The following is a 25,079-nucleotide window of genomic DNA, read 5'->3' as shown; positions in this document are numbered from 1 at the left end:
CGATCGGGGCGGGGGACCGGAGCGTCGTCGCAATGATAGCCGAAAGGTTCACAAAACCTTGATTATCTTCGCGCCAGAGGCTTTTTATTCCCGAAAAATAGTCGTATATTTGCTACTCAATAAAATCAGTATCAATTAAATCATAGAATTATGAACTCGAACTTGAAAATATGCGGTCCGGCACTGCCGGATATGCCTTGGGAGGATCGTCCCGCGGGCTCCAAAGAGGTTCTGTGGCGTTACAGTGCGAACCCGATTATCGGTCGGGACGCCTTGTCGACCTCGAACTCGGTCTTTAACTCGGCAGTCGTTCCGTTCAAAAAGGGGAGCTATAACTATGCGGGCGTCTTCCGCTGCGACGATACGAACCGCCGGATGCGTATTCACGTCGGCTTTTCGGTGGACGGACTGAAATGGGAGATCGAGGAAGCGGATTTCCGCCTGACAGGCGGGGACGCCGAAATCGGGGAGTGGGTCTACGGCTACGACCCTCGCGTGGCGAAGATCGAGGATAAATACTACGTTACGTGGTGCAATGGCTACCACGGTCCTACGATCGGCATCGCGTGGACGGATGATTTCGAGACGTTCCACCAGCTGGAGAACGCCTTTATCCCGTTCAACCGCAACGGGGTGCTGTTCCCGCGCAAGATCGGGGGTAAGTTTGCGATGCTATCGCGCCCGAGCGACAACGGTCACACGGCCTTCGGGGACATCTTCTACTCGGAGAGTCCGGATATGGAGTTCTGGGGCCGCCACCGGCACGTGATGTCGCCCGCCGAGTTCGAAAAGAGCGCGTGGCAGTGCATGAAGGTCGGCGCGGGTCCCGTGCCCATCGAAACGTCGGAGGGCTGGCTGCTGTTCTATCACGGTGTGCTCCGCTCGTGCAACGGCTATGTCTATGCCTTCGGCTCGGCATTGCTGGACCTCGACCAGCCGTGGAAGGTCCTGGCACGCAGCGGTCCCTACCTGATCTCGCCGCGCGAGACGTACGAATGTATGGGCGACGTTCCGAACGTCACGTTCCCCTGCGCCGCGCTGCACGATCCCGAAACGGGAAGGGTGGCCGTTTACTACGGCTGTGCCGACACGGTTACGGGCCTTGCGTTCGGTTATATCGACGAGATTATCGACTTCACGAAGAAAAATTCGATCTTATGAAACGCCTTGCGCTGCTGACGGCCCTCGCCTTGACGCTCGCCGCCCGTGCGCAGACGCCCGCCGACCGGGTCGATCCGTTTATCGGGACTACGAATTTCGGCACGACCAATCCCGGGGCGGTTACGCCGAACGGGATGATGTCGGTGGTTCCGTTCAATGTGATGGGTTCCGCTGAAAACGTTTTCGACAAGGACGCGCGGTGGTGGAGTACGCCTTACGAGTTCCACAACAAGTTCTTCACGGGTTTCGCGCACGTCGCCCTGAGCGGCGTGGGGTGTCCCGAAATGGGGTCGCTGCTGACGATGGCGACGACCGGACCGCTGACGGCGGATTACCGGGAGTACGGCACGTCGTACAGGGACGAAAAGGCATCTCCGGGCTATTACTCGGTCTTTCTGGAAAAATACGGCGTCCTTGCCGAAGCCGCGGCCACGGCGCGGACCTCGGCCGAACGGTACACGTTCCCCGGAGGAGAAGGGCATATTCTGCTAAACCTCGGCGAGGGGCTTACCAACGAGTCGGGGGCGATGGTGCGCCGCGTTAGCGCGACCGAGATCGAGGGCACGAAACTGCTGGGCACGTTCTGCTACAACCCGCAGGCCGTTTTTCCGGTCTATTTCGTGCTGCGCGTTTCGAAGACCCCGACGGCCTCGGGGTACTGGAAGAAACAACCCCCGAAGCACGGTGTCGAAGCCGAATGGGACAAGGACAACGGGAAATACAAACTTTACACCTCCTACGGCCGCGAGCTGGCGGGCGACGACGTGGGCTACTGGTTCACGTTCGACGGACTGGCGGAAGATGAACAGGTCGAGGTGCGTATGGGCGTCTCGTTCGTCTCGGCGGAGAACGCCCGGAAAAACCTCGATGCGGAACAGCCTGCGGACACGACGTTCGACGCGCTCCGGGAACAGGCCCGCAAGGCTTGGAACGAGGCACTGGGACGTATTCGCGTTGAAGGCGGCACGGAGGCTCAGCAGACGGTGTTCTATACGGCGCTTTACCATACGCTGATCCACCCGAACCTCGTGAGCGACGTGAACGGCGAATACCCGCTGATGGAGCGGAGCGGCGAGGTCGGGGTTACGGACGGCGACCGCTATACGGTCTTCTCGCTGTGGGACACCTACCGTAATCTGCACCAACTGCTGACGTTGGTCTACCCGGACCGTCAGGCGGAGATGCTGCGCTCGATGGTGGGCATGTACGAGGAGTGGGGATGGCTTCCCAAATGGGAGCTTTACGGACGCGAGACCTTCACGATGGAGGGCGACCCGTCGATCCCCGTGATCGTCGACAGTTGGATGAAGGGCCTTCGGGATTTCGACGTGGCGAAGGCCTACGAAGCGATGCGCAAGTCGGCGACAACGCCCGGGGCGGAGAACCGCCTGCGTCCGGACATCGACCCCTATATTGAAAAAGGCTATATCCCGCTGGGGTTCTATGCCAAGGACCTTGCGGGCGACACCTCCGTCTCGCATGCGCTGGAATACTATGTCGCCGACGCGGCCCTGTCGCTGCTGGCCGATTCGCTCGGACACAAGGACGACGCGGCATTGTTCCGAGAACGTTCGCGGGGGTACAAAAACTATTACGATCAAGAGAGCGGGACGTTGCGGCCGATTAACCCCGACGGAACGTTCCTTGCGCCCTTCGACCCGAAGGCGGGCGAGAATTTCTCCGCCGCACCGGGCTTCCACGAGGGCTCGGCATGGAACTATACGTTCTACGTCCCGCACGATGTGGAGGGACTCGTGCGGCTGATGGGCGGACGGCGCAAATTCGTCGATAAACTGCAAATGGTCTTCGACGAGGGGTTGTATGACCCGGCGAACGAACCCGACATCGCTTATGCCTATTTGTTCAGCCGCTTCCGGGGCGAGGAGTGGCGCACGCAGCGCCAGACGCGGCGTTTGCTGGAGAAGTATTTCACAATCTGGCCCGACGGCATCCCGGGCAACGACGACACGGGGACGATGTCGGCCTGGGCGGTCTTCACGATGCTGGGTCTTTACCCCGACTGCCCCGGCGAACCGTTCTATACGCTGACAGCCCCGATGTTCGACCGGGCCGAGATCGACACGGAGCGGGGAACGCTGGTAATCGAAAAAAGCGGCGAGGGGTATATCGACAAAATGACCCTCGGGGGAAAGCCCCTGACAAAATACCGCCTGAGCCACGACGAACTGCTCCGCGGCGGCAAACTGACCTTCGAACTTAAAAACAAGAGATAGATGAAACATGCAAAACTACTGATCGCCGCTGCGTTGCTGCTGGGAGCCTGCTCGCAGTCTGCGGAGGACAATGATTTAACACGCTTCGTGGACCCGAAGATCGGGACGGGCGGCCACGGCCACGTCTTCGTGGGGGCCAACGTGCCGTTCGGCCTGGTGCAGGTGGGGCCGACGAGCATTCCTCAGACGTGGGACTGGTGCTCGGGCTACCACGTGTCGGATTCGACGGTGATCGGCTTCTCGCACACACACCTCTCCGGTACGGGTATCGGCGACCTGTTCGACATTACCGTTATGCCCGTTACGGGGGACGTGACCTATGCCCGCGGCGAGGAGAAGGACCCGGCCTCGGGCCTGTGGTCCTACGCCGACCGTACGCGGGAGATCACGAAACCCGGTTATTACTCGGTTCCGCTGACGCGCTACGGAATTACGGCCGAGATGACTGCAACGGAGCGTGTAGGATTTCACCGCTACACCTTCCCCGTGTCTGAAAAGGCCGCCGTGGTCTTCGACCTGGAGAACGGCGGCTGCTGGGACAAAGCTACCGAGACGGCTTTTGTCATCGGGGACAATCCGCAGCAGATATGCGGTTACCGTTATTCGACGGGCTGGGCCAAAGATCAACGGGTCTATTTCGTGGCAGAGTTCTCGAAGCCCTTCGCGGAGTTCGAGACTGTCGGGGACAAATACGCCCGGGCATCGTTCTGCACGTCGGATGGCGAGCAGTTGCTTCTGAAGGTGGCCCTTTCGCCCGTGAGTATCGAAGGCGCGAAAGCGAACCTCGCCGCGGAGCTTTCCGGGTGGGATTTCGACGCTACGGCCGCCGATGCCGATGCGAAATGGAACGCCGAGTTGTCGAAAGTGAAGATCACGACCACGGACGATGCCGCCCGGCGCATTTTCTACACGGCCCTTTACCATACGATGATCGCCCCGTCGGTTTTCTGCGACGTGAACGGCGACTACTACGGCTCGGACCATGAAATCCACCGCAACGCCGGGTTCACGAATTATACGACCTTCTCGCTGTGGGACACCTACCGGGCCGCAATGCCGCTGATGACGGTACTGCATCCTGAAAAGATGCCCGACATCGTGCAGACGATGCTGCATATCGCCGACGAGCAGGGCCGCCTTCCGGTGTGGCACTTGTGGGGCAACGAGACCGACTGCATGGTAGGCAACCCGGGTATTGTGGCCGTTGCCGACGCCATCGTAAAGGGCATCGGGGGTTTTGACCGGGAAAAGGCTTTCGAGGCGATCCGTAAGACGGCCATGAACCCCGACCGGGGCAACGGCCTGCGGATGGAGTACGGTTACATCCCTTGCGAGATGTTCAACGAGGCCGTCGCCTATGATATGGAGTATGCGCTGGCCGACGGCGCGGCGGCGCGTGCCGCCGAAGCGCTGGGCAAAGAGGCCGATGCGAAGCTCTTCACAACCCGCAGCCATTCCTACCGCAACTATTTCGACTCGCAGACGGGATTTATGCGGGGCAGGGATTCGAAAAAAGGCTGGCGCACGCCGTTCAATGCGTTCGCTTCGACACACCGCGCCGACGATTATTGCGAAGGCAATGCCTGGCAGTATACGTGGCTGGCGCCGCACGACGTTCGGGGGCTCGAAGGGTTGTTCGGAAGCCGGGAGAAAATGCTCGAAAAACTGGACTCGCTCTTTACGGTCAGTTCGGTCGTCGAGGGCGGCGAGACTTCGCCCGACATCTCGGGCCTGATCGGCCAGTACGCCCACGGCAACGAACCGAGCCACCATATCCTCTACCTCTACACGATGCTGGGCCAGCCGTGGAAAACGGCCGACAAGGTCCGCGAGGTGCTCACGACCTTGTACCACGACCGGCCGGACGGTTTGTCGGGCAACGAGGACGTGGGGCAGATGTCGGCCTGGTATGTGCTCTCGTCGCTGGGCATGTACGAAGTCGAACCTGCGGGAGGGCGCTACTGGTTCGGCTCGCCCCTGTTCGACCGGGCTGAAATCCGCGTTCCGGGCGGCGTGTTCACGATCACAGCCGAGAACAACTCCGCCGTTAACAAGTATATCCAGCGTGTTTGGCTCAACGGCCAACCCTACACGAAGCCCTGGATCGGTCATGCCGACGTGATGAAGGGCGGGGAACTGTGTTTCGAGATGGGGGCCGAAGAGAAGGTATGGTACTGCCCCGACGAACCGGAGGCGTACGCCGACCAGCGTCCTGCGGAGGAAAAACGGCTTTTTAAATCGGAAGCAGTGGAAGGGGAGATCGCCCGCGTATGCGGTCTTCTGACCAACGAGCGCCTCCGGTGGATGTTCGCCAACTGCTTTCCCAATACGCTCGACACGACGGTGCATTACGGCGAGGACGAAGCGGGCAATCCCGACACCTACGTCTATACAGGCGACATTCCGGCCATGTGGCTGCGCGACTCGGGGGCGCAGGTGTGGCCCTATGTGCAGTTGTGCCGTAAGGACCCGCAGTTGCAGCGGATGATCGCAGGCGTAATCCGCCGTCAGTTGAAACTGATCAATATCGATCCTTACGCTAATGCCTTCAACGTCGGCCCTACGGGTGACGGCGAGGATGTCGGCTATCCGGGCAACGATCAAAGTCCCTGGGTTTTCGAGCGCAAATGGGAGATTGACTCGCACTGTTATCCTCTGCGCCTTGCGCACCATTACTGGACAACCACGGGCGACGCGTCGGTCTTCGATGCCGAATGGGTCGAGGCGATGCGCAATATCGTGAAAACTTTGAAAGAGCAGCAGATGAAGGAAGGGCCGGGCGATTACATCTTTCTGCGTACGACCGACCGCCAGTTGGATACCCGCTGTCACGTGGGGCGCGGCAATCCGGTGAAACCCGTGGGACTGATCGTCTCGGCGTTCCGTCCCTCGGACGACGCCACGACCTTCGGATTCCTCGTGCCGTCGAACTTCATGGCCGTCACGTCGCTGCGCAAGGCCGCCGAAATACTGACGGCGGTGAACGGCGAGCGGGAACTTGCCGCAGAGTGCACGGCGCTGGCCGGAGAGGTGGAAGAGGCGTTGCAGAAACATGCGGTCGTGGAGCACCCCGAATACGGTAAAATCTACGCCTTCGAGGTCGACGGTTTCGGTTCGCGTCAGTTGATGGACGACGCCAACGTGCCGTCGCTGTTGGCAATGCCCTACCTGGGCGATGTCGATCGCGGCGATCCGGTTTACGAAAATACCCGAAAATTTGTTTGGAGCGGAGATAATCCTTATTTTTGGCGCGGCGCGGCAGGCGAGGGTATCGGCGGTCCGCATATCGGGGTCGAAATGATCTGGCCCATGAGCATCATGATGCGGGCCTTCACGTCGGACGACGACGCTGAAATCCGCGATTGTATCGTGGCCCTGATGACGACCGATGCCGGGACGGGCTTCATGCACGAATCCTTCTCGCGCCACGATGCCGCGAACTTCACCCGTGCATGGTTCGCGTGGCAAAATACGCTGTTCGGGGAGTTGATACTCAAACTCGTGAACGAAGGGAAAACAGACCTGCTGAACTCCATAAACTAAACGCAATACGATGAAAAACCTCGCAATCCTGACTCTCGCAGTCCTTGCCTCCGCCTGTTGCAAAACCACGCCGCAGGAGCAACTTCTGCGGCCTTCGGAATACGTCTCGACGCTTGTCGGCACGCAGTCGGACTATACGCTTTCGACGGGCAACACCTATCCGGCGGTGGCCCTGCCGTGGGGTATGAACTTCTGGACCCCGCAGACGGGTAAGATGGGCAACGGCTGGACTTATACCTACGGGGCCCACACGATCCGGGGCCTGAAGCAGACGCACCAGCCCTCGCCGTGGATCAACGACTACGGACAATTTTCGCTGATGCCCGTACGCGGGAAGGACAAGATCGACGAGAACGCCCGCCAGAGCTGGTTTTCGCATCAGTCGGAAACAGCCCGGCCGTATTATTACAGCGTATATCTCGCCGACCACGACGTTGTGGCCGAAATGGCTCCGACGGAGCGTGCGGCGATCCTTCGTTTCACCTTTCCCGAAAGCGCCGAGAGCGGCGTTGTGATCGACGCCTTCGACCGCGGTTCCTCGGTGAAGGTGCTCGACGAGCGGACCGTTGCGGGCTATACGACCCGCAACAGCGGCGGAGTACCCGACAACTTCCGCAATTACTTCGTCATCCGCTTCGACAAACCGATCGAGAGCAGCAAGCTGTTCGACGGGGAGCGGGAAATCGCCGGCTCGTCGGTCGAAGGCGGCCATGCGCTGGCAGCCGTCTATTTCACCACGCGCCGCGGCGAGCGGGTCACGGCCCGTGTGGCTTCGTCGTTTATCTCCGAAGAGCAGGCCGTGCGTAACCTGGGAGAACTGGGCGACGATTCGTTCGATGTGGTGAAGGGAAAGGCCCAGGCGCGCTGGGACGAGGTGCTGGGAGCGATCGAGGTTTCGGGCGGTTCCGAAGAACAATACCGCACGTTCTATTCGTGCCTCTACCGTTCGACGCTCTTCCCGCGCAAGTTTTACGAAATCGACGCTGCGGGCAATCCAATCCATTACAGCCCCTACAACGGCGAGGTGCTGCCGGGTTACATGTATACCGACACGGGTTTCTGGGATACGTTCCGGAGCCTGTTCCCGCTGTTGAACCTCGTTTACCCTTCGGTCAACGCCGAAATCCAGGCGGGCCTGGCCAATACCTACCGTGAGAGCGGCTTCCTGCCCGAATGGGCTTCGCCCGGACACCGCGGCTGCATGGTGGGCAACAACTCGGCGTCCGTAGCGGCGGATGCCATTCTCAAAGGCATCACTCCCGAGGGGGACGTTGCGACGCTCTACGAGGCGATGCTGCACGGGCGTACCGCGGTGCATCCCACGGTAAGTTCCACGGGCCGCCTCGGGTACGCGTATTACAACACATTGGGGTATGTACCCTATAATGTCGGCATCAACGAAAATGCGGCCCGCACGCTCGAATATGCCTACGACGACTGGTGTATTGCGCAGGTGGCGAAAAAACTGGGAAAAACCGACGACGCTGCGATGCTGGAAAAGGCTTCGCAGAACTATAAAAACCTGTTCGATCCCGAGACCCGCCTGATGCGGGGACGCAATGCCGACGGGACGTTCCAGTCGCCTTTCAGCCCCTACAAGTGGGGCGACGCTTTCACCGAAGGCAACTCGTGGCACTACACCTGGTCGGTGTTCCACGATGTCGAAGGGCTTGCGGAGTTGATGGGCGGCAAGGAGGGCTTCGTGCAGATGCTCGATTCAGTATTCGTCGTGCCGCCGATCTACGACGACAGTTACTACGGGGTGCGTATCCACGAGATCACCGAAATGCAGGTGGCTAACATGGGCAACTACGCCCACGGCAACCAGCCTGCACAGCACATGATTTACCTGTATGACTACGTCGGCCAGCCGTGGAAGGCGCAGTGGTGGACGCGCGAGGTGATGGATCGTCTCTACTCGGCCAAGCCCGACGGCTACTGCGGCGATGAGGACAACGGACAGACTTCGGCCTGGTACGTCTTCTCGGCACTGGGGTTCTATCCCGTGTGCCCCGGTTCGGACGAATACGCAGTCGGCTCGCCGCTGTTCCGCAAGGCCGTCATCCACCTCGAAAACGGCAATACGATCGAGATCGACGCCCCGGAGAACAGCTCCGAGAACCGTTATGTCGGTAAAATGGCCATCGACGGAAAGCCGTATGACAAGACGTTCCTGAATTATTCCGACCTCGTGAAGGGGGCTCGTATCCGGTTCGACATGCAGTCCGAACCGAATGACAAATAACCGCCGCTTCTGTATTTCGAAGCAACAACAAAGGGCCGGACTATTGCAGTCCGGCCCTTTGTTGTTACAGGTCTGGTTATTTGTTGAAGAGTTTGTCGAGCAGGGCAGCGCGTTGCTGGGTCAGCGTGCGGATGCGCGCGATTTCTTCGGAGTAGGTCCTGGCCGGCATGTTGGCTTCGTCGCTGTACTGGTAATAGAATTTCCATACCGAGAAGTTCGCTTCGACGGCCTTGGCCATGTCGACGGGGACTTCGTCCAGGATTCGATCGGTCACGGCGATCAGTTCGGCTTTCTTGTCCGCCCAGCGCTTTGCGACGAAGGCCCGGAAACTCTCATCCTCCCATAAACGCCAGAACCAGTCGTTCTCGACGTAGGAAGGCATCCAGAATCCGGCATGGATCATCAGGCTCGACAGCGGCTGGTAGCTTGCATGGGGGATGCGCTTGTCGTTGTTCCAACCCTTGTCGCAATCCCAGATCGGACCGAAGAAGAGTTTGTCTACTCCGCGGCGTTTGTACATGTAGGTACTCGTATAGCCGTCCAAATCGCCCGCCAGTTCCTTGATGATGACGAAGTCCGCGAGGCTCTTCTCGTCGAAGTACCTGCGCCAGCCCTTCTCGCGGTCTTTGTAGTCGGAGGCGTAAAGCGCCTGTTCGGCCCGGTTGATGAAATCGGTGATATACGTGTACTGCTCGGGTTTGCATTCGTCGTCCTTGGGGTATTTGTAACTCATCTTGACCCGCTTCATGGCCGAATAGAAATTGCCTTCGTGGATGTCGGTTTCGATGATGTAACCGCCTTCGATGTCTTCGGAGGGTGACGTTTCGTTGAGTTTGTCGACCTCGATGCGGCCGGGGGCGCGCTCCATCTGGTCGCTCATCTGGTAAATGCCCAGATAGTCGCCGACCTTCTGTTCGCGACGGCCCGTCGAACTGTCGTAATACGTACCCGTGAAATAGACGTTGACGTATTTCGAACAGGGGGTGAAAAGTACGGCGGCATTGTCGTGGTAATTATCCGCCTTATTGTAGAGAATGCGCGAGTACGAAAAGGCGATATGCGTACGGATCAGCGATTTGTCCATATCCTGCGCCAGCAGCACCCAGCTTTTCTCCTTGGCGTGGTCGAGGCCGATCGGGCTGAACTTCTCGGGGAATTTCATGCGGAAGGGTTTTTTCGGAAGCCCCCACGTCGAGTTGCCGCGTCCGCGCATCTGGATTGTTTTGCCGTTTTCGTCCGTATTCCACCATCCGCTTCCGGTTGCTCCGGGCGTTTTGTCGAAGAGTTCGATTCGGGTATCCACGTAGTTCTCCTTGCCGACGATCTCGGAGGCAGGCCGCATGTGGAGTACCGCCAGTTCGGTGTTGATCTGCGGGCAGTTCAGCGTTACGGTATAGACTTTCTTATCTCCGTTTTCGGCTACCACTTCCACCTCCACGTCTTTAGCCAGGGAAATCTTCGTTTCGCCGGAGACGATCGGCGCACCGTTTACGAGCACCTTTTCACCATTGTGCGTGAATGTAGGAATCATTATCTCCGGGTTTACACCCTCGATCCATTTCAGGTACATGGCTTTGAGCGTACGCGCGTTTTTGTCGAACGTGAACGCGAGGTCGCCCGTCAGTGCAGGATTCTTCGATTTCGTAATGCCGAAGGTCAGCAGGTCGCAGTTCCCGTTAACCTTTTTGAGCTGCGTAACGATGATCTGCTTCGGTTCGCACGCCGGAACGCTTATCGTAACCGTTGCGGTGCGTTGTGCGCCGGAGTTGGCGGAGACGGTCAGCGTGAGGTTGTTTTTCTCCGCCGAGGGGTTATAGGAGGCTTCGCACCATTTTTCGCTGGACTCGACCTGAACGCCCGGCTGGTTGGTCGTTATCGTCGCCGAGAGTTTTTCGCCCGCACTGCCTACTTCGGGAAACTCCTTGGCGGAGACTGTGAGAAACGGTTCCGGCGTGCGTGCGGCCTGCGTTACGGTGATTGTCGCCGATTCGCACTCCGGAGCGCTTACCGTGACGGTCGCCGTGCGTTCCTTTTCGTCGGGGTTGGCCATGAGGGTCAGACGGAGGTTGTCTTTCTCGGTGTCGGCGAGAAGCTCGGCTTCGCACCATTTTTCGGAGGATTCGATCTGTACGGTCCGATTGGAGGTTACCGTCGTGTAAAGCGTGATATCGTCGACGTCGACGTTATCGAACGTCGTTTCGGAGACGGTGAGGTAGGGGGGCTCCGGCAATTCGTCGATCTGGTTGTCCTTGTCGGAGCAGGCTCCGAACATCAGGCCTGAAAGCAGTGTGCAGGCCGGCATGAGAAAACGGAATGAAAATTTCATTTTGGTTTGTGTTGGGTTGAAGAATGTTTTTTTCCTGTCGGTCGGATTGCAGTGCATCCGTTGGAAAAAGGAGCAGCCCCGAACCAGCCGGTTCGGAGCTGCTTCTGCTCGGTTTGTGTCGTGTGCGTTTAGGGCAGGCTGACGGTTTCCCATTTCAGACCGTCGGAAGCCAGGTCGTTGCGGTAGGTCGTGTGGTCTTTGACGACATCGCCCTGGCCTTCGTCGAATTTCCAGTAGGTAACCAGACCGTCCGATTTGGGATCCACGTCGTAACGGCGGGCCTCGTTTGCGAGTTCGTCGGCAGTCAGCGCCCGGTTCCAGATACGGAGTTCGGACATCATGCCCCGGAAATCACGTGCGCTCTCATATGAGTAGCCTACCCAGAAACAACGGGTGATCGTCTGTCCCGAAGGAGCCTGTTCGTCGTTGTGCTCGATGCCGAAATTCACCGTCGAGGGAACGTCTGTCGTCGTCGAGCCTTTCTCCACGCCGTTAATGAACACTTTGACCGTACCTTCTCCGAATGTAACGGCTACATGGGTCCATTCGTTGACGTTGAGTTTCATGTCCGCGTTGGAGAGTTTCCCCTCGATATTGCCCCAGGTTCCCTGTTTTCCGGAATCCCAGGCTACCTGAACTTGATTCCAGGGAATGCCCACGTCGCCCAGGCGAAGAAGGAATTTGCCCTCGATGCCCATGATCGTCGACAGGCTGCCGCTGGTTCTGTTGACTGTCGGGTTCACCAGCGCTTCGAGCGTGAAGGCCTTCATGTTGGTAACGGGCGCAGGGTCGGTCCATGCGGGCCATGCGCGCGTTCCCGTCATGTTGACGGCCGTGCTGATCATCCCCTTGGTCTTCTGCGAGAACATAAGAACAACGGTCAGCGGCTGCGTGCCTTCGGCGGGATTCTTTTCGGTGAGGGTCGCCGTGCAGGAACGTATGGTTCCCTCGGGCAGGTCCTGATACGTGAATTTCAGTTTGTTGTCCACCATTCCACTGTAAGAGAACCAGGTTCCTGCCGATTCGGAGAGCGTTACGTCGAACTCGACGTTGGCCGCTACGGGAACTTCGAGCGTCGTACCCGTTGTCTCCAGATAGTAGGAAAGTTCCTCCACGCTGATTTTGGACTGGGGCATCTGCGTGATCTTCAGGATGTCTTCACCGCCCTCGGGGCCGGTGATCTTTATCGAAGCCTCGCGCGGATTGAGGCCGTTGTTCTGCGTCATGTCGAAGTACATGATGGCTTCGGTCTCGGTGGCTCCCTGAACGGTCACGCCCTTTGTCAGCCAGCCCTCCTCGGTCGAGGTGATCTCGGCGGCCAGGTCGCGGTACGGAACATTCGTGTTCAGCGTTACGGCGATTCTGTCCTGTTTCGTGTAGGCGAACTTCAGCTCCTTCTCCCCGACGATCTCCAGGGTATAGATGACGCCGCCTTTCAGCGTGATCTGGAAAGCGACCTCCTTGCTGCCCATTTTGAAGATGTAGTCGGCGACTTTGTCCTCTTCGGTTTCGTTGGGATCGACGGTGAAGGTCACTTCGGCGCCGTCGCTGCCGCTGGTGGCCGACGGGTGTACGAAGGTGTAGGAGCCTTCGAGCGTCCATTTGTCCGAGCTGGTTACCAACACCGAGACATCTCCGCCTTCGCGGGTTAGAATGTTCGATTCGGGCACGAAGGTAATTTCGAGTTGCTCCTCGGTCTGCGAGGCTTTCTTCTTAAGGGTAATTGCATAGGGAGCCTTCTCCTTGCCGCAGGTGAACGTATAGTTGAAGGTCTGGTCCTCCTCCTTGTCGTTGGCTTTCACCGTGAACTTTACGATGTCGCCGTCCTTACCTTTCAGGACGGAAGGGGTCACATAGTCGTTCGCATCGCCCGTAAGCGTCCATTCGCCCGAGCTGGTAACCATTACCGAGGCCTCACCGCCTTTGCTGCTGACGTTGGCCGTTTTCGGAGTGATGGCGATTTTGTCCGGACCCGGTGCGGGTTCCTCGTTGTCTTTATCGTCGCAGGCTCCGCAACATACGAGTGCGGTTGCAGCGAAAAGGAGCCATTTAGCTATTTTCATGGTGTGTTAATTTGTTTTTGTTGGGAAAAAGGCGGCGGTACGTACGCGCAAGCGTTTTTTATACCGCCGCCGAATTGGTTGGATTAGTTTTCGTAACGTTTGGGATCGTACCTGCCTGCTCCGAGTTTCTTGTAGTAACCGGTGCGCGGTTTCAGATCCTGGTCGTAAAGACCTTTGGCCGCAGCCGACAGCTTGCCCCAAGGCTCGCGGTACAGTACAGGGTCGAGTGCAAACCACATGCACCAGCCGTAACCGGCCTCTTTGGCCGAACGTGCCGACGCTTCAGTAACCGAACCGCCTCCGAGGTTGCACTCGACGGACATGAACGAACACATCGACTTGTCGCCGCCGGCCACCGGCCAGGCGGAACCACCGTAGTTGGCATTGACCATATCGACGAACTCAGCCGGCTGGCGGCCGTTGACCTCCGGCATTCCCGAACCGTAGACGCCCCAGTAGAATACGGCGATCATCGTATCCCAGGGTACATCTTTCTTCATGTAATAGTTCGCGCGCTCCAGAAGGCGGGTGGCCTGCAAAAGCGAAGTGCTGCTGCCCGTGAAATAGTCGTTGTTGGGAGCTTTGTAGTACTCCGAATATTCGTCGTCCATGCAAATACCGTCGAGACCGTATTCGACGCACATCTCGGCAAGGTGCTCGGCGAACACTTCGGCGCCCTTTTCTGTCAGGTTGGCCGGACCGCTGCCGTCGTGGTCGCCCAGGACGCCCATCAGTACCTTGATGCCTCGGTCGCGCAGCGGCTGGATATAGAGATCCTTATCCTTAAGCAGTGCCGTTACGTTGTCGTTGTAGTGCATGTACGGTTTGCCGCTCTGCGTATCCCAGTGGATGTTGCCTGAGAAGAGTACAACGGCATCGAAGAACAACTGGCCGTCCTCCAGCACATATTCCAGCGCGTTGAGTGGATTGGTGTCGTTTACCTCGAAATAGAGGAAATTCTTGACCGTTTTCGAGCCTTGCTGCTTGATGGTGAAGTTCACACGCGAGGCGTCGGTTTTCACGGTTACGTTGTTCGACTGGGCCACGGCTTGCAGGGGAGCCATGTAAGCATCCGTGATGGAGAGGTCCGAGCTCGGTGAGAGCGTAACTTCGATCGAGCCGCTTGTAGCGCCTGCGGCGATCGTCAGAATGCCGTTGTCGGCGATGGCGACGTTCGCTTTGGGGAACGCGACGAACTTGGTTCCGTTGAGATAGTTGTACTCGGCGACATAAGCCTCGTCGAGATTGATTTTTACCTGGGTTTCGGCCTCGGCAGCCTTCTCCAACTCGAACGTGAGGGTCTTCTTGACGGCTTCGGGCTCCTTGAAGGGGAACATATGTGACAGCGCATCTTCTGTCTTCAGCGAACCGGTGATCTTGGCGCTCGGCCCGGGATCGGTCGAAGCGGCCTTCTGTGTTACGGCGATCTTCACCGTCTTCTGCTCGGCGGTAACGACGATTTGACCCATATGAGCCTCGCCTGTGTTATCTTTGGCGTTAACCGTCAGCTTGTCGCCCTCTTTCGAGGCGGTCATCCACTCCTCCGGATAGGTGTACGTCCATTCGGAGGCGTTGGTGGTAACGGTCAGCACGACGGGCTGGTTGTCTTTGGCTTCGAAAGCGATAGCCTCCGACGGCGTTACGCTCAGTACGATTTCACCGACTTCGGCGGCTTCCTGCAGCACGTTGATTTTAACGGGCTCTGCGTTTCCGGCCGAAATCGTGATACGTCCCGGACGCGCCGATTCCGTCGTATTTGCCTCGGCGTTCACCGTCAGTTTGTTGCCGTTCTGCTTGACGGTGATCCAGTCGGTTTTCTCGACGCTCCATTTTTCGGCATCGGTGACGACGGTCAGGACTATGTCTTCGTTTGCGCCGGCCTTGAACGAAATGTCGGTCGAGGGCGTAACTTCCAGTTTGTTCACACCGTCCGTGTCGTCCGAATCGTTACAGGAGACGAATGCCCCGGAGAAGGCGAGCGCTCCTGCAAGAAACATCAAAAATGATCTTTTTTTCATGTTCTGGTAATTAAAAGGTTAGTGAATAGTATTTACGTTGTCGTATTTGATTAATCCTCTTTGGGAACCGATACGTTCTGCCAGTTGGCGTTGTTCTTCGTTTCCAGGTGGAATCCGTTCCCCGAATAGTCCCTGATGACCTTGTCCTTGGTGTTGTTGTCGTTGAATTTCCAGTAGGAAACCAGACCCTGAGATGCGGGGTCGATCTTGTAGAAGTGATCTTTGGCGTTGATCTCCTCCGCCGTGAGCGCCTTGTTCCAGATACGGATTTCGCCCATCATGCCGTCGAAGCTGCGCTTGTCGTCGTAGGAGTAGCCGATCCAGAAGCAGCGGGGCTGGTTGTTGCTTTCATCGGAGTGGGGGACCGCAAAGTTGATCCGGTCGATTACATAGGGGTTGCCAGCCTCGTCCTTCCGGTCGGTCACAGTCTGTCCGGAAGCCTTCAGCTTGCCGTCGAGATAGACGCATACCTCTCCCTTGTCGAACGTGACGGCGATATGATACCAGCGGTAGAGTTGCAGCTTGAGCGAGGGAGAAGTGATATAACCCCGGTAGGTCGAACCTTCGTCCTTGGTACAGAACGCGACCTGCACCTGGTTCATGGGGATGTCGGCGTCACCCACGCGCAGCAGAAAAACATCCTCGATGCCCATGATCGTCGAAACCTCCTTTTTGAACGAGTTGCCGTAAACGAGCGCTTCGAACGAAAACTTTTCCATGTCCTTGACCGCTTCGGTTTCGCTTGTCCAGTTGGGCCATGCGCAGTTTTCGTTCATGTCGACCACGATGTTGACCAGGGCCGCTTTCATAAAGACGAAATAGGCAGTTCTGGCGCTTTCGAGCACATCCATGCCGTCGGCCGAAACGATCGTCATCGGAAGCACGTAACGTTCCTTGTTTTCGATAGGCAGTTTGTCGAGGTTCTTGAATGTAAAGGCGAGCGGTTCGCTCTGGACCAGCCCCGTCTTAATGACGGCGGAAATCTGCGAGAAATCGTAATATCCTCCGTCCGAAGGAAGCAGCCGGGCCGTTGGATCGTCGTAGAACGTCCGGTAGCGGTCGAGCAGTTCGGGAGCCTCGGCGAACGAAACAGCGATGTCTTTGGCTACGGGCTGCGCCATGGCGACGGTGATCTCGCAGGTCTGCTCTTTGGTTACGTCGAGCGCATCACGCATGACGCGTACCTCGGGGGTATAGCTTGCGGCCGAAATGAATACTTTGTTGTCGAAGTGATGCTTGCCCTCCTGGTCGCCCTGGCAACCGGTAAAGGCCAGAGCTAGGAGGATGAACCAGGTAAATCCTGATTTATTCATGATCGTTTTCATTGTCGTTGTCGTTTTCGGGGTTCAGAATGCCGATGGCCTCGCGGATATTTTTGTAATTCGTCAGGTTGTTGAAGTAGTCGTTCGGGGCATCCAGGACGCAGAGACCCACCTTGTCGTAGTCGACTTTCGTGTCTTTCGTCGGATCTGCGACCCATGCCGCCGCAACCTGCACCGTTGCGCCGGTCTGTTCGCCGGTTTCGAGCGACGGAACGGACGCTTCCATGACGAAACGGTCGGAGAATTCGCTGAACTTCTCCTCTCCGAGTTTGTCCTTGGTGTCGCGCAGGTGGTTTCTGGCCCATAGCGTCAGGTCTGAAGCGGTCTTCCGGCTCGCGTCGGCGACGAGGATGATGAATTTGCTGTCGGGCAGCAATTCCGGGATCAACAGGTTGGGGATATAGGCGGTACGCGTGAACAGCAGCATGTCCGGATTGCTCTGGCGCCACGTCTTGACGCAGGCCATGAAGGTTGCCTGCCCGTTCGCGATCTCATCTCCGGGAGAGGTCGTGTAGGAGACCACGATGCCGTCGAAGCCGTACCGGTTGCAGTTCGAGAGCTGCGTTTCGGTCTGCGCTTTGCAATAGGCCGGGAATTTCTCTTCGGTGTAGTCGCTCTCGTGTTCCGTGTCGGCGGCGGCCTCTTTCAGGGCGTTCCAGGCGTTCTGGATCGTTGCGTAGTCCACGACGTTGAGCGAATGCGTCCCTTTCGTCGAGCGGACTTCGGCGATCTCGGCTACAATCTCCGGATGCAGGTCGTCGACATCGGTCATCAGGAGGTAGTCGACGCTGTCGGGCATGGCCGTCGGATGCTGGTTCTGCCGGTTCGGCGCTGCGGAGGTTCCCTGAACAGTCATCATCACCACCTTGTGTCCGCTTTCGTCGGCCTTGAAAGCCCGGAGCGAGGCCAGGTAGGTCGGGTCGTCCTGCCGTATCTGGGGCAGGTAGTCCTTGTTTTCGGCTTCGGTCCACTCACTGCAGGAGGCCAGAAGGGCCGTTGCAGCAAGAGCCGGAATGAGTATGTTTTTCATGTCGAATTTCATTTTATGCGTTTTAAACTGCGTGAGCGGTTATTTGACGTCGGGGTTGCAGTCCCACCAGATGCGGGTTGCCATGTTGTCGCTGCCGCCCAGCAGTTCCACGGCCTTGGCGTAGTTTTCCGCGTTGCTGGTCCTCTCCTCCGTGGGATAGGGCATACGGCGGGCGCCGAGTTTTGAATCGACGACGCTGCTCTTGTTCGCCGTGGCGGGAAGCAGACGCGGGAAGCCTGTGCGGCGGTAGTCGGCCCATGCCTCGTTGCCGAGCTGCCAGTTGGCGATCCACTTCTGGGTGATGATGCGCTCCTGCATCTGGGCTTTCGAAGCGTTGTTGTCCCAGGCGACGCCGAGCTGGGAGAGGCTGTTGTTCTTGTCGCTGTTCGTGCCGCCGTTGGGGTCGATGTAAGTTTGCGGAAGCGTCGTGCCGGCGATGTATTCGGCAAGGCCCGTGACGCCCCATTGCTCGAACGAGAGGCGAATCCCCTCCTCGTAGAAGTCCTTGGCCGTTCCGGGGCCCATATTCATGTCGAAGACGGCTTTGGCCTCGGCTTTCAGGAATGCGACTTCGGCAGCGTTCATCCAATAGAGCGGAGTCTCGGCGTCATTCTCGAACTTTACGCCCGAATATTTACGCCCGATCGTGTTCAGCGAAGGAATCTCGATGCCGCGGCGTATGCCCACATAGTCGATGTCCTCCCATTCGGACTTGATGAAGTACTTGTCGCGGCGGGGGTCGTTGTAGCCGTTCATGTAGCAGATGATATCGGCCGCCGCGTGGGTGTCGCCGCCCGTATTCGAGCCTTCCGGCTGGTTATACAGACAGGCGGCCCGCAACGGGTTGCCGTCCTTGCCGAAGGCGACCGAGGGCAGTTTGGCGATGTCGCTGTTCGAAGTGAAAACGCCGACCTTGTTGCTTACTGCTTCCTCGGCCAACTGCCGGGGCGTTTTACCTTTCGAACTGGTGAAATCGGTGTAGACGACGCGCATCGCCAGGCGCAGTTTCATCGAGTTGGCGAATTTGCACCACTTTTCCGCGCTGCCTTCGTAAACTGGGTCGATCGAAGCCGTGATGGCCTCGCTGCTGTGTGCCGTCAGCATCTCGATCGCTTCGTCCAGTTCGTCGAACATCTGCCGGTAAACGTCGGCCTGCGTATCGTAGGGAACCTGAATCTTTCCGCTGATTCCGATTTCCGAGTAGGGAATCGGACCGTAAGCGTCCGTTACGCGGTTCATGGCGCAGACTTTCGCGATTTTGGCGATGGAGAGCACGATCGGGTCTTCGGAGATGCCGTTCAGCTTCATCAGATTGGTGTAAAGCACCGGGATAATCCGGTCGCTGTACATGAATACGCGCGTCCAGTCGTTCGTGGGGTTGTAATTGGAGATGGTCGTCTTCCAACCGTTCTGCGAGTCGGCGAAGTAACCGCCCTGCGTTCCGCCCAGCAGGGCGTCGGTGAACTGCGTCGTATTTACGTCGGGCGAAATGATCGTTCCGAAGATGGAGTTGAGGTAGGATCTGACAGCGTAGCCTTTTCGCTGCATTTCGTCCTCGGTGACCTCGTAGGGGTTGCTGTTTATTTCGAGGTAATTGCCGGTGCACGATGCCCCACTGCATGCAAGGGCCAGGGCGAATACCGATTTTATAATTGTGTTTTTCATAACGGTTGCAACTTTAGAATTTGAGTCTGAGGTTGAATCCTACGTTCCGCAGCGACGGCATCATGAAGTAGTCGACTCCCTGATAGTAGTTGCCGGTCGTAGCGATCGACTCGGGGTCGAACGGCGCTTTGTTGTAGATCATCCAGAGGTTGCGGCCTACGACGGAGACGGTGATTTCGCAGACGTTGCGCAGCCATTTGCGGGGGATCGTGTAGCCGATCGAAGCCTCCTGCAAGCGTACGTTGGTCGCCGAGTAGGTGTAGAACTGGGGCAGGGAGTTGCCTCCGGCTATTGCCGAGTACCAGAGATTGGCGTCTACCATGTCGCGGCCGTTGATCATAACCCCTCCCCTGTCACGGGCTGCGGCGGTAGCTTCCGACACGCCGAAGTAGTCGAGTGTGGCTTGTGTGCGGGAGAAGACGACGCCGCCCAGACGTGCAGACACCATGAATCCGAAATTCAGGTTTTTCCAGCGGAAGTCGTTTCGCCACGACATGTTGGCGTCGGGCAGCACGGAACCCAGTTTGATGAACTTTTTCACATCCTCGATCGACTGGGTGGGGATATTGCCCTCCTCGTCGACGTAGATGGCGTTGTTGTTGTCGTATTTCAGGTCGACGAGCGAATAGAGGTCGCCCAGCGTACCGCCTTCCATCAGCAGGAACCGGGCGTCGCCCAGGCCGCCCATGTCGAGCAGGTCGATGCTGAACTGTTCGCCGGTCGCCGGGTTGATACAGTTGTTGGCCAGCGAGGTGATTTTGTTCTTATTGGTCGAGAACGTGTAGTTCGTATCCCACGTGAAGTCCCTCCAGGTGTTCTTGTAACCCAATGCCAGCTCGATACCGCGGTTGCGGACGTTACCTGACTGAATGATGATCGAGGAGTAACCCGAGCCGCCCGGAATTTGCGGGTCGAAGGTCTGGTTCTGCGTGCGCGAATTGTAGTAGGTCAGATCGAGGTTGAAGTGTTTGAGAAAACGCATCGTAAGACCTACTTCGAACGATTTGGTACGCTCGGGCTGGAGGTGGAAAGCCGGGTACTGCGTTTGGAGGTTCCATCCCAGACCGCTTTCGTCCCATCCGTAAAGCGGATTGGCGATGTAACGCGCAAACGATACGCCTACCGAAGCGAACGAGCCGCGAAGTTTGATGTAGGAGAGGTTTTCGGGCATGTTGCCGATAATCTGCGATAGCACGACCGAAGCACCGACCGACGGATAGAAGAACGATTTGGCATTCGAATGCGGACCCGCCAACTGCGAAGGCCAGTCGTTGCGGCCGGTCAGTGTCAGGTAATAGGTTCCCTTATAACCGATTTCGGCCGATGCGAAAATCGACTGGGTCTGTTCGCGCCAGCCTGTCTGCGACCGGGTGGTCCGGGTCGAATTGCTGAGGTTCTGGATGTTGAATACGTTGGCCAGACCGGCCTTCTCGCCTGATTTGCCGTCGGAGATGGGACCGCGGATCTTCATGGCTTCGTTCTTCATGTCCGAGAACGAAGCGCCGACGTTGGCCTGTAACGACCAGTCGTCGCCGAACGTTTTGTTGATGTTGAGCAGGGCGTCGCCGTAAACTTGGCGGTCCATGCTCTTCGTGATTCCGAAAAGACCGTTCTCCGACAATTCGGTCAGCTGTGTATTCGTCGAGGCGTAGGCTTTCTCGGTGTAAGTATTGTGCGAGTTGTCGACACGGATACGCCCCGAGACGTTCAGCCAGTCGAGGATGTCGTAGGAGAGCGCTGCATTGAGCATGTAGCGGTCCTTGCGGTTTTCGCGCAGGTTGCGGTAGTTGACCCAGTAGGGGTTCTGCATGGTCATTCCGGCAGCGCCGATGGGCCAGTATTGCGTGGAGATTTTGTCTACGGGATTGTATCGTTCGTACATCTTGATCTCCTCCCAGTCGTTGCCGCGGGGGAAGAGATAGGCGCCCACGATGGGGTTGTTGTAGGTTCCCTGGTTGATCATGTTGCAGTCTTCCTGCAGGACGTAGCTGGCTCCTACGTCCAGTCTCATCTTTTCGTTCAGGAAAGAGGTCGTGTTGCGGAAGGTGAAGTTGTAGCGGTCGTAGCTGTTATTGGGGACGATGCCGCGGGAGTTGATTGCCGCGGCTGAAAAGTAGGTCTGATTGCGTTCCGTACCTGCGGAAAGCGAAAAACTCTCGTTGTTGGCCGTGCTGGTGCGGAAGTAGTCGTGACGAGGATCGTAACCCATTTTGTTGGCGCTGTTGAGCGCTTTGCCCCAACTCAGATGCTCAGCTCCGTCCGGCACGCGGAGGTTGCCCGTACCGTAACGGTTCTGAAACTCGGGAAGGACGAACGGAGTCATGATCTCGATGCCGCTCGTCACGGTGACGGAGAGCTGTCCCGCCTGTCCCTTTTTGGTCGTCACGACAATGGCGCCGTTGGCTGCGTCCGAACCGTACAGTGCGGCTGCTGCAGCGCCCGTCAGTACGGAAATCGACTCGATGTCTTCGGGGTTGATGTCTGCAATGGGATCGGTCGTACCCTGCGAACTGAACTCCGTGCCGCCCTCCTGGGCTTTGGTGAACATCGGCACGCCGTCGATCACGTAAAGCGCGTTCGAGGTTTGCGAGATGGACTTCATTCCGCGCATGATGACCTTCGAGGCGCCGCCGACGCCGGCCGACGAAGCGTTGATGTTCACACCTGCGACCTTGCCGTTGAGCGAGTTGATGAAGTTGGCGTCCTTGTTGGCCGTGATGGCATCGGAATTCACCTGCTGGACGTTGTATGAAAGCGCTTTTTCGGAGCGTTTGATTCCCAGGGCCGTAACGACGACCTGCTCGACCTCGATGGACGAGTTGGACAGCGTAATGTCGAAAGTCGTACGCGAGCCGATGGGCACGACTCGGGTTTCGTAGCCGATGAAACTGACCGTCAGCTCGGGATTGTCGACCGAGGCGGGAACCGTCAGGGCGAAGTCTCCGTCGATGCCTGTGGTCGTGCCGACGGTCGTGCCCTTGATCAGGACGGTGGCTCCGATAATGCCCAGACCGCCGGAATCCTTCACCACACCCGAGATGGCCGACGGCTTTGCAGCGACGATGCGCTTCGACAACACGATGTTCGGAACCGTAATCTCATAGGTGATATCCGTGTCCTTGAACAACAGCGGCAGTGCTTCGTTGAGAGGCTTGGAATCGACCTTGATCGAAACGATGCGTTCCGTGTCGATTTCGTCCGTATAAAGGAAGAGGTACTTGGTCTGCTTTTCGATTTCGTTCATGACGGTCTTCATCGGAACATTCGTCATGTCGAGCTTTACCGTGATTTTCTGTGTTTGGGCCACGGCGGGCGCACTGCACAGGAACACGGCAAGAATTAGAGTAATCAGGCATTTTATCTGCCTAATACTTAAATTTTTCATAAGTTTGCTGATTAAAGATCAATAGGTTAGCAATCGAATCACTGTTTATCTCCCGTCTGCGGATGAGGTTGTGTCCGCGAGCGTTCGGCGGTGCAGAATAAAAGTGTCTTGAGGCAGAGGTCGTTTTAGTCCATAGGGTCGTTTTAGATTTTAATTATTTTTATGTGTATCGTATTCGTTTCGTCGTTGCGCGTATAGATGAAGTTATTGGTTATCTGGAGTAGCTTCAGCGCATGATCCACACCGTCCGACACGCGGATTTTGCCGTGGTATTTGAGTTCGGGGATTTCCTCGGGATTGTCGATCGTGATCCGGACTCCGTAATAGTTCTCGAATTTGCGGATTACTTCCCCGAACGACAGCGTGTTCAGGTTCATCAGTCCGTCGACCCAGCGGAAATCATCCGGATCGGTTATCCGGTTGAGTTTGAGATGTCCGTCGATCAGGTCGATCTGCTCGTTGGGGGAAAGAATGAAGGATTCGCCGCCTATCCGGCGGTTTGAGATTTTCAGCCGTCCTTCGAGCAGCGCCGCCGAGAAACTGGAGGTCCGGGCATCGGCGAGGATGTTGAATTTCGTGCCCAGCACCTCGGCATCACAGGCAAATGTTTCCACGACGAACGGCCGGCCGGCGTCGTGTTCCACCTCGAACATGGCTTCGCCCGAGATTTTGACCCGGCGTGTCTTTCTGGAAAAAATCGAAGGATATTCCAGTTTGGCGCCCGAATTGAGCCATACGGTCGTTCCGTCGCTCAGGGTGACGGACATGCTTTGTCCGTTGGGTGCGGTAATGGCCATCATGTTCTGGGCACGGTGTTCGATTACCTTGTCGGCCAGATAGTGGCTCAACCCGGCACACACGAGCAGCATGGCGGCCGCTCCGGCACTCCATTGCGCCGCTCTTTTCCAGAGCGAAACGGTGCGTCTGCGCACACGGGGCTGTGTCTCTCCGGCCAGGATGTTGAGGTTGGAAATATAGTCGAGATGATCGAGATGCTGCTGATTTTCCACTGACGCATCCAACCAGTCGAGCACTTCGACGAGTTCCTCCTCCGAGGTCTCGTTTCTCAGGTATTTCTGCAATAAAAGATCGTCCATGTGTTCGTGTTATATAGTAATAACAAACACGCGGACGGGGTAAGTAGTAAAAAATGCAGTTTTTTTGAAAAAAGATTGAAATGAACTCCGGGCGGCCTTGCGGGGTGCTTTTTTACCACCTGGACGAGAGCAGCAGGGTGATCAGTACGGCCGGGAGATAATCTTTCAACTCGGAGCGCATCAGATTGAGCGCCCGGCGGATTTCGAAATTGACATGGCTGACGGAGATTCCCAGTTCGGCGGCTATTTCGCTGTATGTCATATTCTTGATCCGGCTTAACAAGAATACGTTGCGGGTCATTTTGGGCATTTTGCGGACTGCCTGTTTCATGATGGCGCGAATCTCTTCGGAGAAGAGCAGGTCCGGATCGCAGGCTGACAGCGAGCGCACGTCGGCATGCAATCGGCGCGTCAGCGTCGAATGCATGTCCTGTTCAGCCCTGCGGTGGCGGATTTGAGCGTTGAGATGATTTAAGCAGCGGTTTTTGACCGAGGTGAGGATATAAGCCGGCACATTGATGTCCGCCGGCAGGTTTTTGTGCATTTCCCAAAAGGTCATGAAACTGTCCGACACCAGGTCTTCGGCGGTTTCCCTATCGCGGACGTAGCGGTATGCCAGGGCGATAAAACGGGGCTTGAACTCGAAAAAAAGTTTTCCGAATTCCGTGGAGGAGATGATGTCTGTTTTGTCGCCTGCCATTTGAAGTCACGTCTGCCCGATACGCGAAAATACCGACGAATCCGATTGGGGATTCGCCTGCTATGAAAATTCCCCCCCCCGATGAAAAGCTGGGTTGGAAATTACTGATAATATTGTATTTACCGAATTATTCAATTTCTCGGATGCTTTTGTCGGCTATGAAACTGCAACAGTGGTTTCTAGACAAAGGTAACAATAAAAGTGAAATTTGAACAATTTGCCGCGAAATAGTTCTTCGGTTGCGTATAAAACGGTGTGTCTTTAAAATGCGGAAAACCGGCGTTCGGATA

At 57.2% G+C, this 25,079-nt stretch carries 13 protein-coding genes; 4 read left to right on the top strand and 9 right to left on the bottom strand.

Going from position 1 to position 25,079, the window contains the following annotated elements; translation table 11 throughout:
* Nucleotides 1-150 precede the first annotated feature (150 nt).
* The 4 genes from I2E69_RS02655 to I2E69_RS02640 are packed head-to-tail and all read left to right on the top strand — an operon-like array spanning nucleotide 151 to nucleotide 9,183.
* Nucleotides 151-1,161, top strand: a complete 1,011-nt coding sequence (locus I2E69_RS02655) for a glycoside hydrolase family 130 protein (RefSeq protein ID WP_195458593.1) — start codon at nucleotides 151-153, stop codon at nucleotides 1,159-1,161.
* A complete protein-coding gene (locus tag I2E69_RS02650) occupies nucleotides 1,158-3,395 on the top strand; it encodes a GH92 family glycosyl hydrolase (RefSeq protein WP_195458592.1) in 2,238 nt (745 codons plus the stop codon). The genes I2E69_RS02655 and I2E69_RS02650 overlap by 4 nt, the downstream gene beginning before the upstream one ends.
* Complete coding sequence (locus I2E69_RS15380; protein ID WP_195458591.1) at nucleotides 3,396-6,938, top strand: GH92 family glycosyl hydrolase; 3,543 nt, start codon at nucleotides 3,396-3,398, stop codon at nucleotides 6,936-6,938.
* Between the two features lie 10 nt (nucleotides 6,939-6,948).
* A complete protein-coding gene (locus I2E69_RS02640) occupies nucleotides 6,949-9,183 on the top strand; it encodes a GH92 family glycosyl hydrolase (protein WP_195458590.1) in 2,235 nt (744 codons plus the stop codon).
* A 76-nt stretch (nucleotides 9,184-9,259) separates the two neighbouring features.
* On the opposite strand, the gene I2E69_RS02635 is transcribed toward I2E69_RS02640, so the two are convergent.
* From I2E69_RS02635 to I2E69_RS02595, 9 genes are all read right to left on the bottom strand, one after another.
* Nucleotides 9,260-11,509 carry a CotH kinase family protein gene (locus tag I2E69_RS02635; RefSeq protein ID WP_195458589.1) on the bottom strand — a complete coding sequence of 750 codons (2,250 nt, stop codon included), beginning with the start codon at nucleotides 11,507-11,509 and terminating at the stop codon, nucleotides 9,260-9,262.
* 128 nt (nucleotides 11,510-11,637) lie between these two features.
* Nucleotides 11,638-13,572 (bottom strand): LamG-like jellyroll fold domain-containing protein, encoded by a 1,935-nt coding sequence (locus I2E69_RS02630; RefSeq protein ID WP_195458588.1) that lies wholly within the window; start codon nucleotides 13,570-13,572, stop codon nucleotides 11,638-11,640.
* Nucleotides 13,573-13,655: 83 nt separating this feature from the next.
* Nucleotides 13,656-15,569, bottom strand: coding sequence for a BACON domain-containing protein (locus tag I2E69_RS02625; RefSeq protein WP_229095364.1), 1,914 nt, complete (start codon nucleotides 15,567-15,569; stop codon nucleotides 13,656-13,658).
* 71 nt (nucleotides 15,570-15,640) lie between these two features.
* On the bottom strand, nucleotides 15,641-16,915 hold the full coding sequence (locus I2E69_RS02620; RefSeq protein ID WP_195458586.1) for a DUF1735 and LamG domain-containing protein: 1,275 nt from the start codon (nucleotides 16,913-16,915) through the stop codon (nucleotides 15,641-15,643).
* Nucleotides 16,896-17,942, bottom strand: coding sequence for a glycoside hydrolase family 18 (locus tag I2E69_RS02615; protein WP_195458585.1), 1,047 nt, complete (start codon nucleotides 17,940-17,942; stop codon nucleotides 16,896-16,898). Before I2E69_RS02615 ends, I2E69_RS02620 begins: the two co-directional genes overlap by 20 nt.
* Before the next feature lie 39 nt (nucleotides 17,943-17,981).
* Nucleotides 17,982-19,607 carry a SusD/RagB family nutrient-binding outer membrane lipoprotein gene (locus tag I2E69_RS02610; RefSeq protein ID WP_195458584.1) on the bottom strand — a complete coding sequence of 542 codons (1,626 nt, stop codon included), beginning with the start codon at nucleotides 19,605-19,607 and terminating at the stop codon, nucleotides 17,982-17,984.
* Between the two features lie 13 nt (nucleotides 19,608-19,620).
* Complete coding sequence (locus I2E69_RS02605) at nucleotides 19,621-22,992, bottom strand: SusC/RagA family TonB-linked outer membrane protein (protein ID WP_195458583.1); 3,372 nt, start codon at nucleotides 22,990-22,992, stop codon at nucleotides 19,621-19,623.
* Between the two features lie 143 nt (nucleotides 22,993-23,135).
* Nucleotides 23,136-24,089, bottom strand: coding sequence for a FecR family protein (locus I2E69_RS02600; RefSeq protein WP_195458582.1), 954 nt, complete (start codon nucleotides 24,087-24,089; stop codon nucleotides 23,136-23,138).
* A gap of 112 nt (nucleotides 24,090-24,201) precedes the next feature.
* The gene (locus tag I2E69_RS02595; protein WP_195458581.1) at nucleotides 24,202-24,789 is read right to left on the bottom strand and encodes an RNA polymerase sigma-70 factor; all 588 of its coding nucleotides are present in this window, start codon (nucleotides 24,787-24,789) and stop codon (nucleotides 24,202-24,204) included.
* Between the last annotated feature and the right edge of the window lie 290 nt (nucleotides 24,790-25,079).

Source organism: Alistipes sp. D31t1_170403_E11 (genome assembly GCF_015553985.1).
Classification (GTDB): Bacteria; Bacteroidota; Bacteroidia; order Bacteroidales; family Rikenellaceae; genus Alistipes; species Alistipes montrealensis.
The sequence above is the reverse complement of the archived record's forward strand: the minus strand, read 5'-3'. Positions and strand labels throughout refer to the sequence as shown.

What these genes read in the sequence shown, in the direction of transcription:
- I2E69_RS02625 (WP_229095364.1), bottom strand. Translation starts at nt 15,569, where the DNA reads ATGTTTCTTGCAGGAGCGCTCGCCTTCTCCGGGGCATTCGTCTCCTGT.
- I2E69_RS02605 (WP_195458583.1), bottom strand. Translation starts at nt 22,992, where the DNA reads ATGAAAAATTTAAGTATTAGGCAGATAAAATGCCTGATTACTCTAATT.
- I2E69_RS02650 (WP_195458592.1), top strand. Translation starts at nt 1,158, where the DNA reads ATGAAACGCCTTGCGCTGCTGACGGCCCTCGCCTTGACGCTCGCCGCC.
- I2E69_RS02610 (WP_195458584.1), bottom strand. Translation starts at nt 19,607, where the DNA reads ATGAAAAACACAATTATAAAATCGGTATTCGCCCTGGCCCTTGCATGC.
- I2E69_RS15380 (WP_195458591.1), top strand. Translation starts at nt 3,396, where the DNA reads ATGAAACATGCAAAACTACTGATCGCCGCTGCGTTGCTGCTGGGAGCC.
- I2E69_RS02595 (WP_195458581.1), bottom strand. Translation starts at nt 24,789, where the DNA reads ATGGCAGGCGACAAAACAGACATCATCTCCTCCACGGAATTCGGAAAA.
- I2E69_RS02620 (WP_195458586.1), bottom strand. Translation starts at nt 16,915, where the DNA reads ATGAAAACGATCATGAATAAATCAGGATTTACCTGGTTCATCCTCCTA.
- I2E69_RS02600 (WP_195458582.1), bottom strand. Translation starts at nt 24,089, where the DNA reads ATGGACGATCTTTTATTGCAGAAATACCTGAGAAACGAGACCTCGGAG.
- I2E69_RS02630 (WP_195458588.1), bottom strand. Translation starts at nt 13,572, where the DNA reads ATGAAAATAGCTAAATGGCTCCTTTTCGCTGCAACCGCACTCGTATGT.
- I2E69_RS02615 (WP_195458585.1), bottom strand. Translation starts at nt 17,942, where the DNA reads ATGAAAAACATACTCATTCCGGCTCTTGCTGCAACGGCCCTTCTGGCC.
- I2E69_RS02640 (WP_195458590.1), top strand. Translation starts at nt 6,949, where the DNA reads ATGAAAAACCTCGCAATCCTGACTCTCGCAGTCCTTGCCTCCGCCTGT.
- I2E69_RS02655 (WP_195458593.1), top strand. Translation starts at nt 151, where the DNA reads ATGAACTCGAACTTGAAAATATGCGGTCCGGCACTGCCGGATATGCCT.
- I2E69_RS02635 (WP_195458589.1), bottom strand. Translation starts at nt 11,509, where the DNA reads ATGAAATTTTCATTCCGTTTTCTCATGCCGGCCTGCACACTGCTTTCA.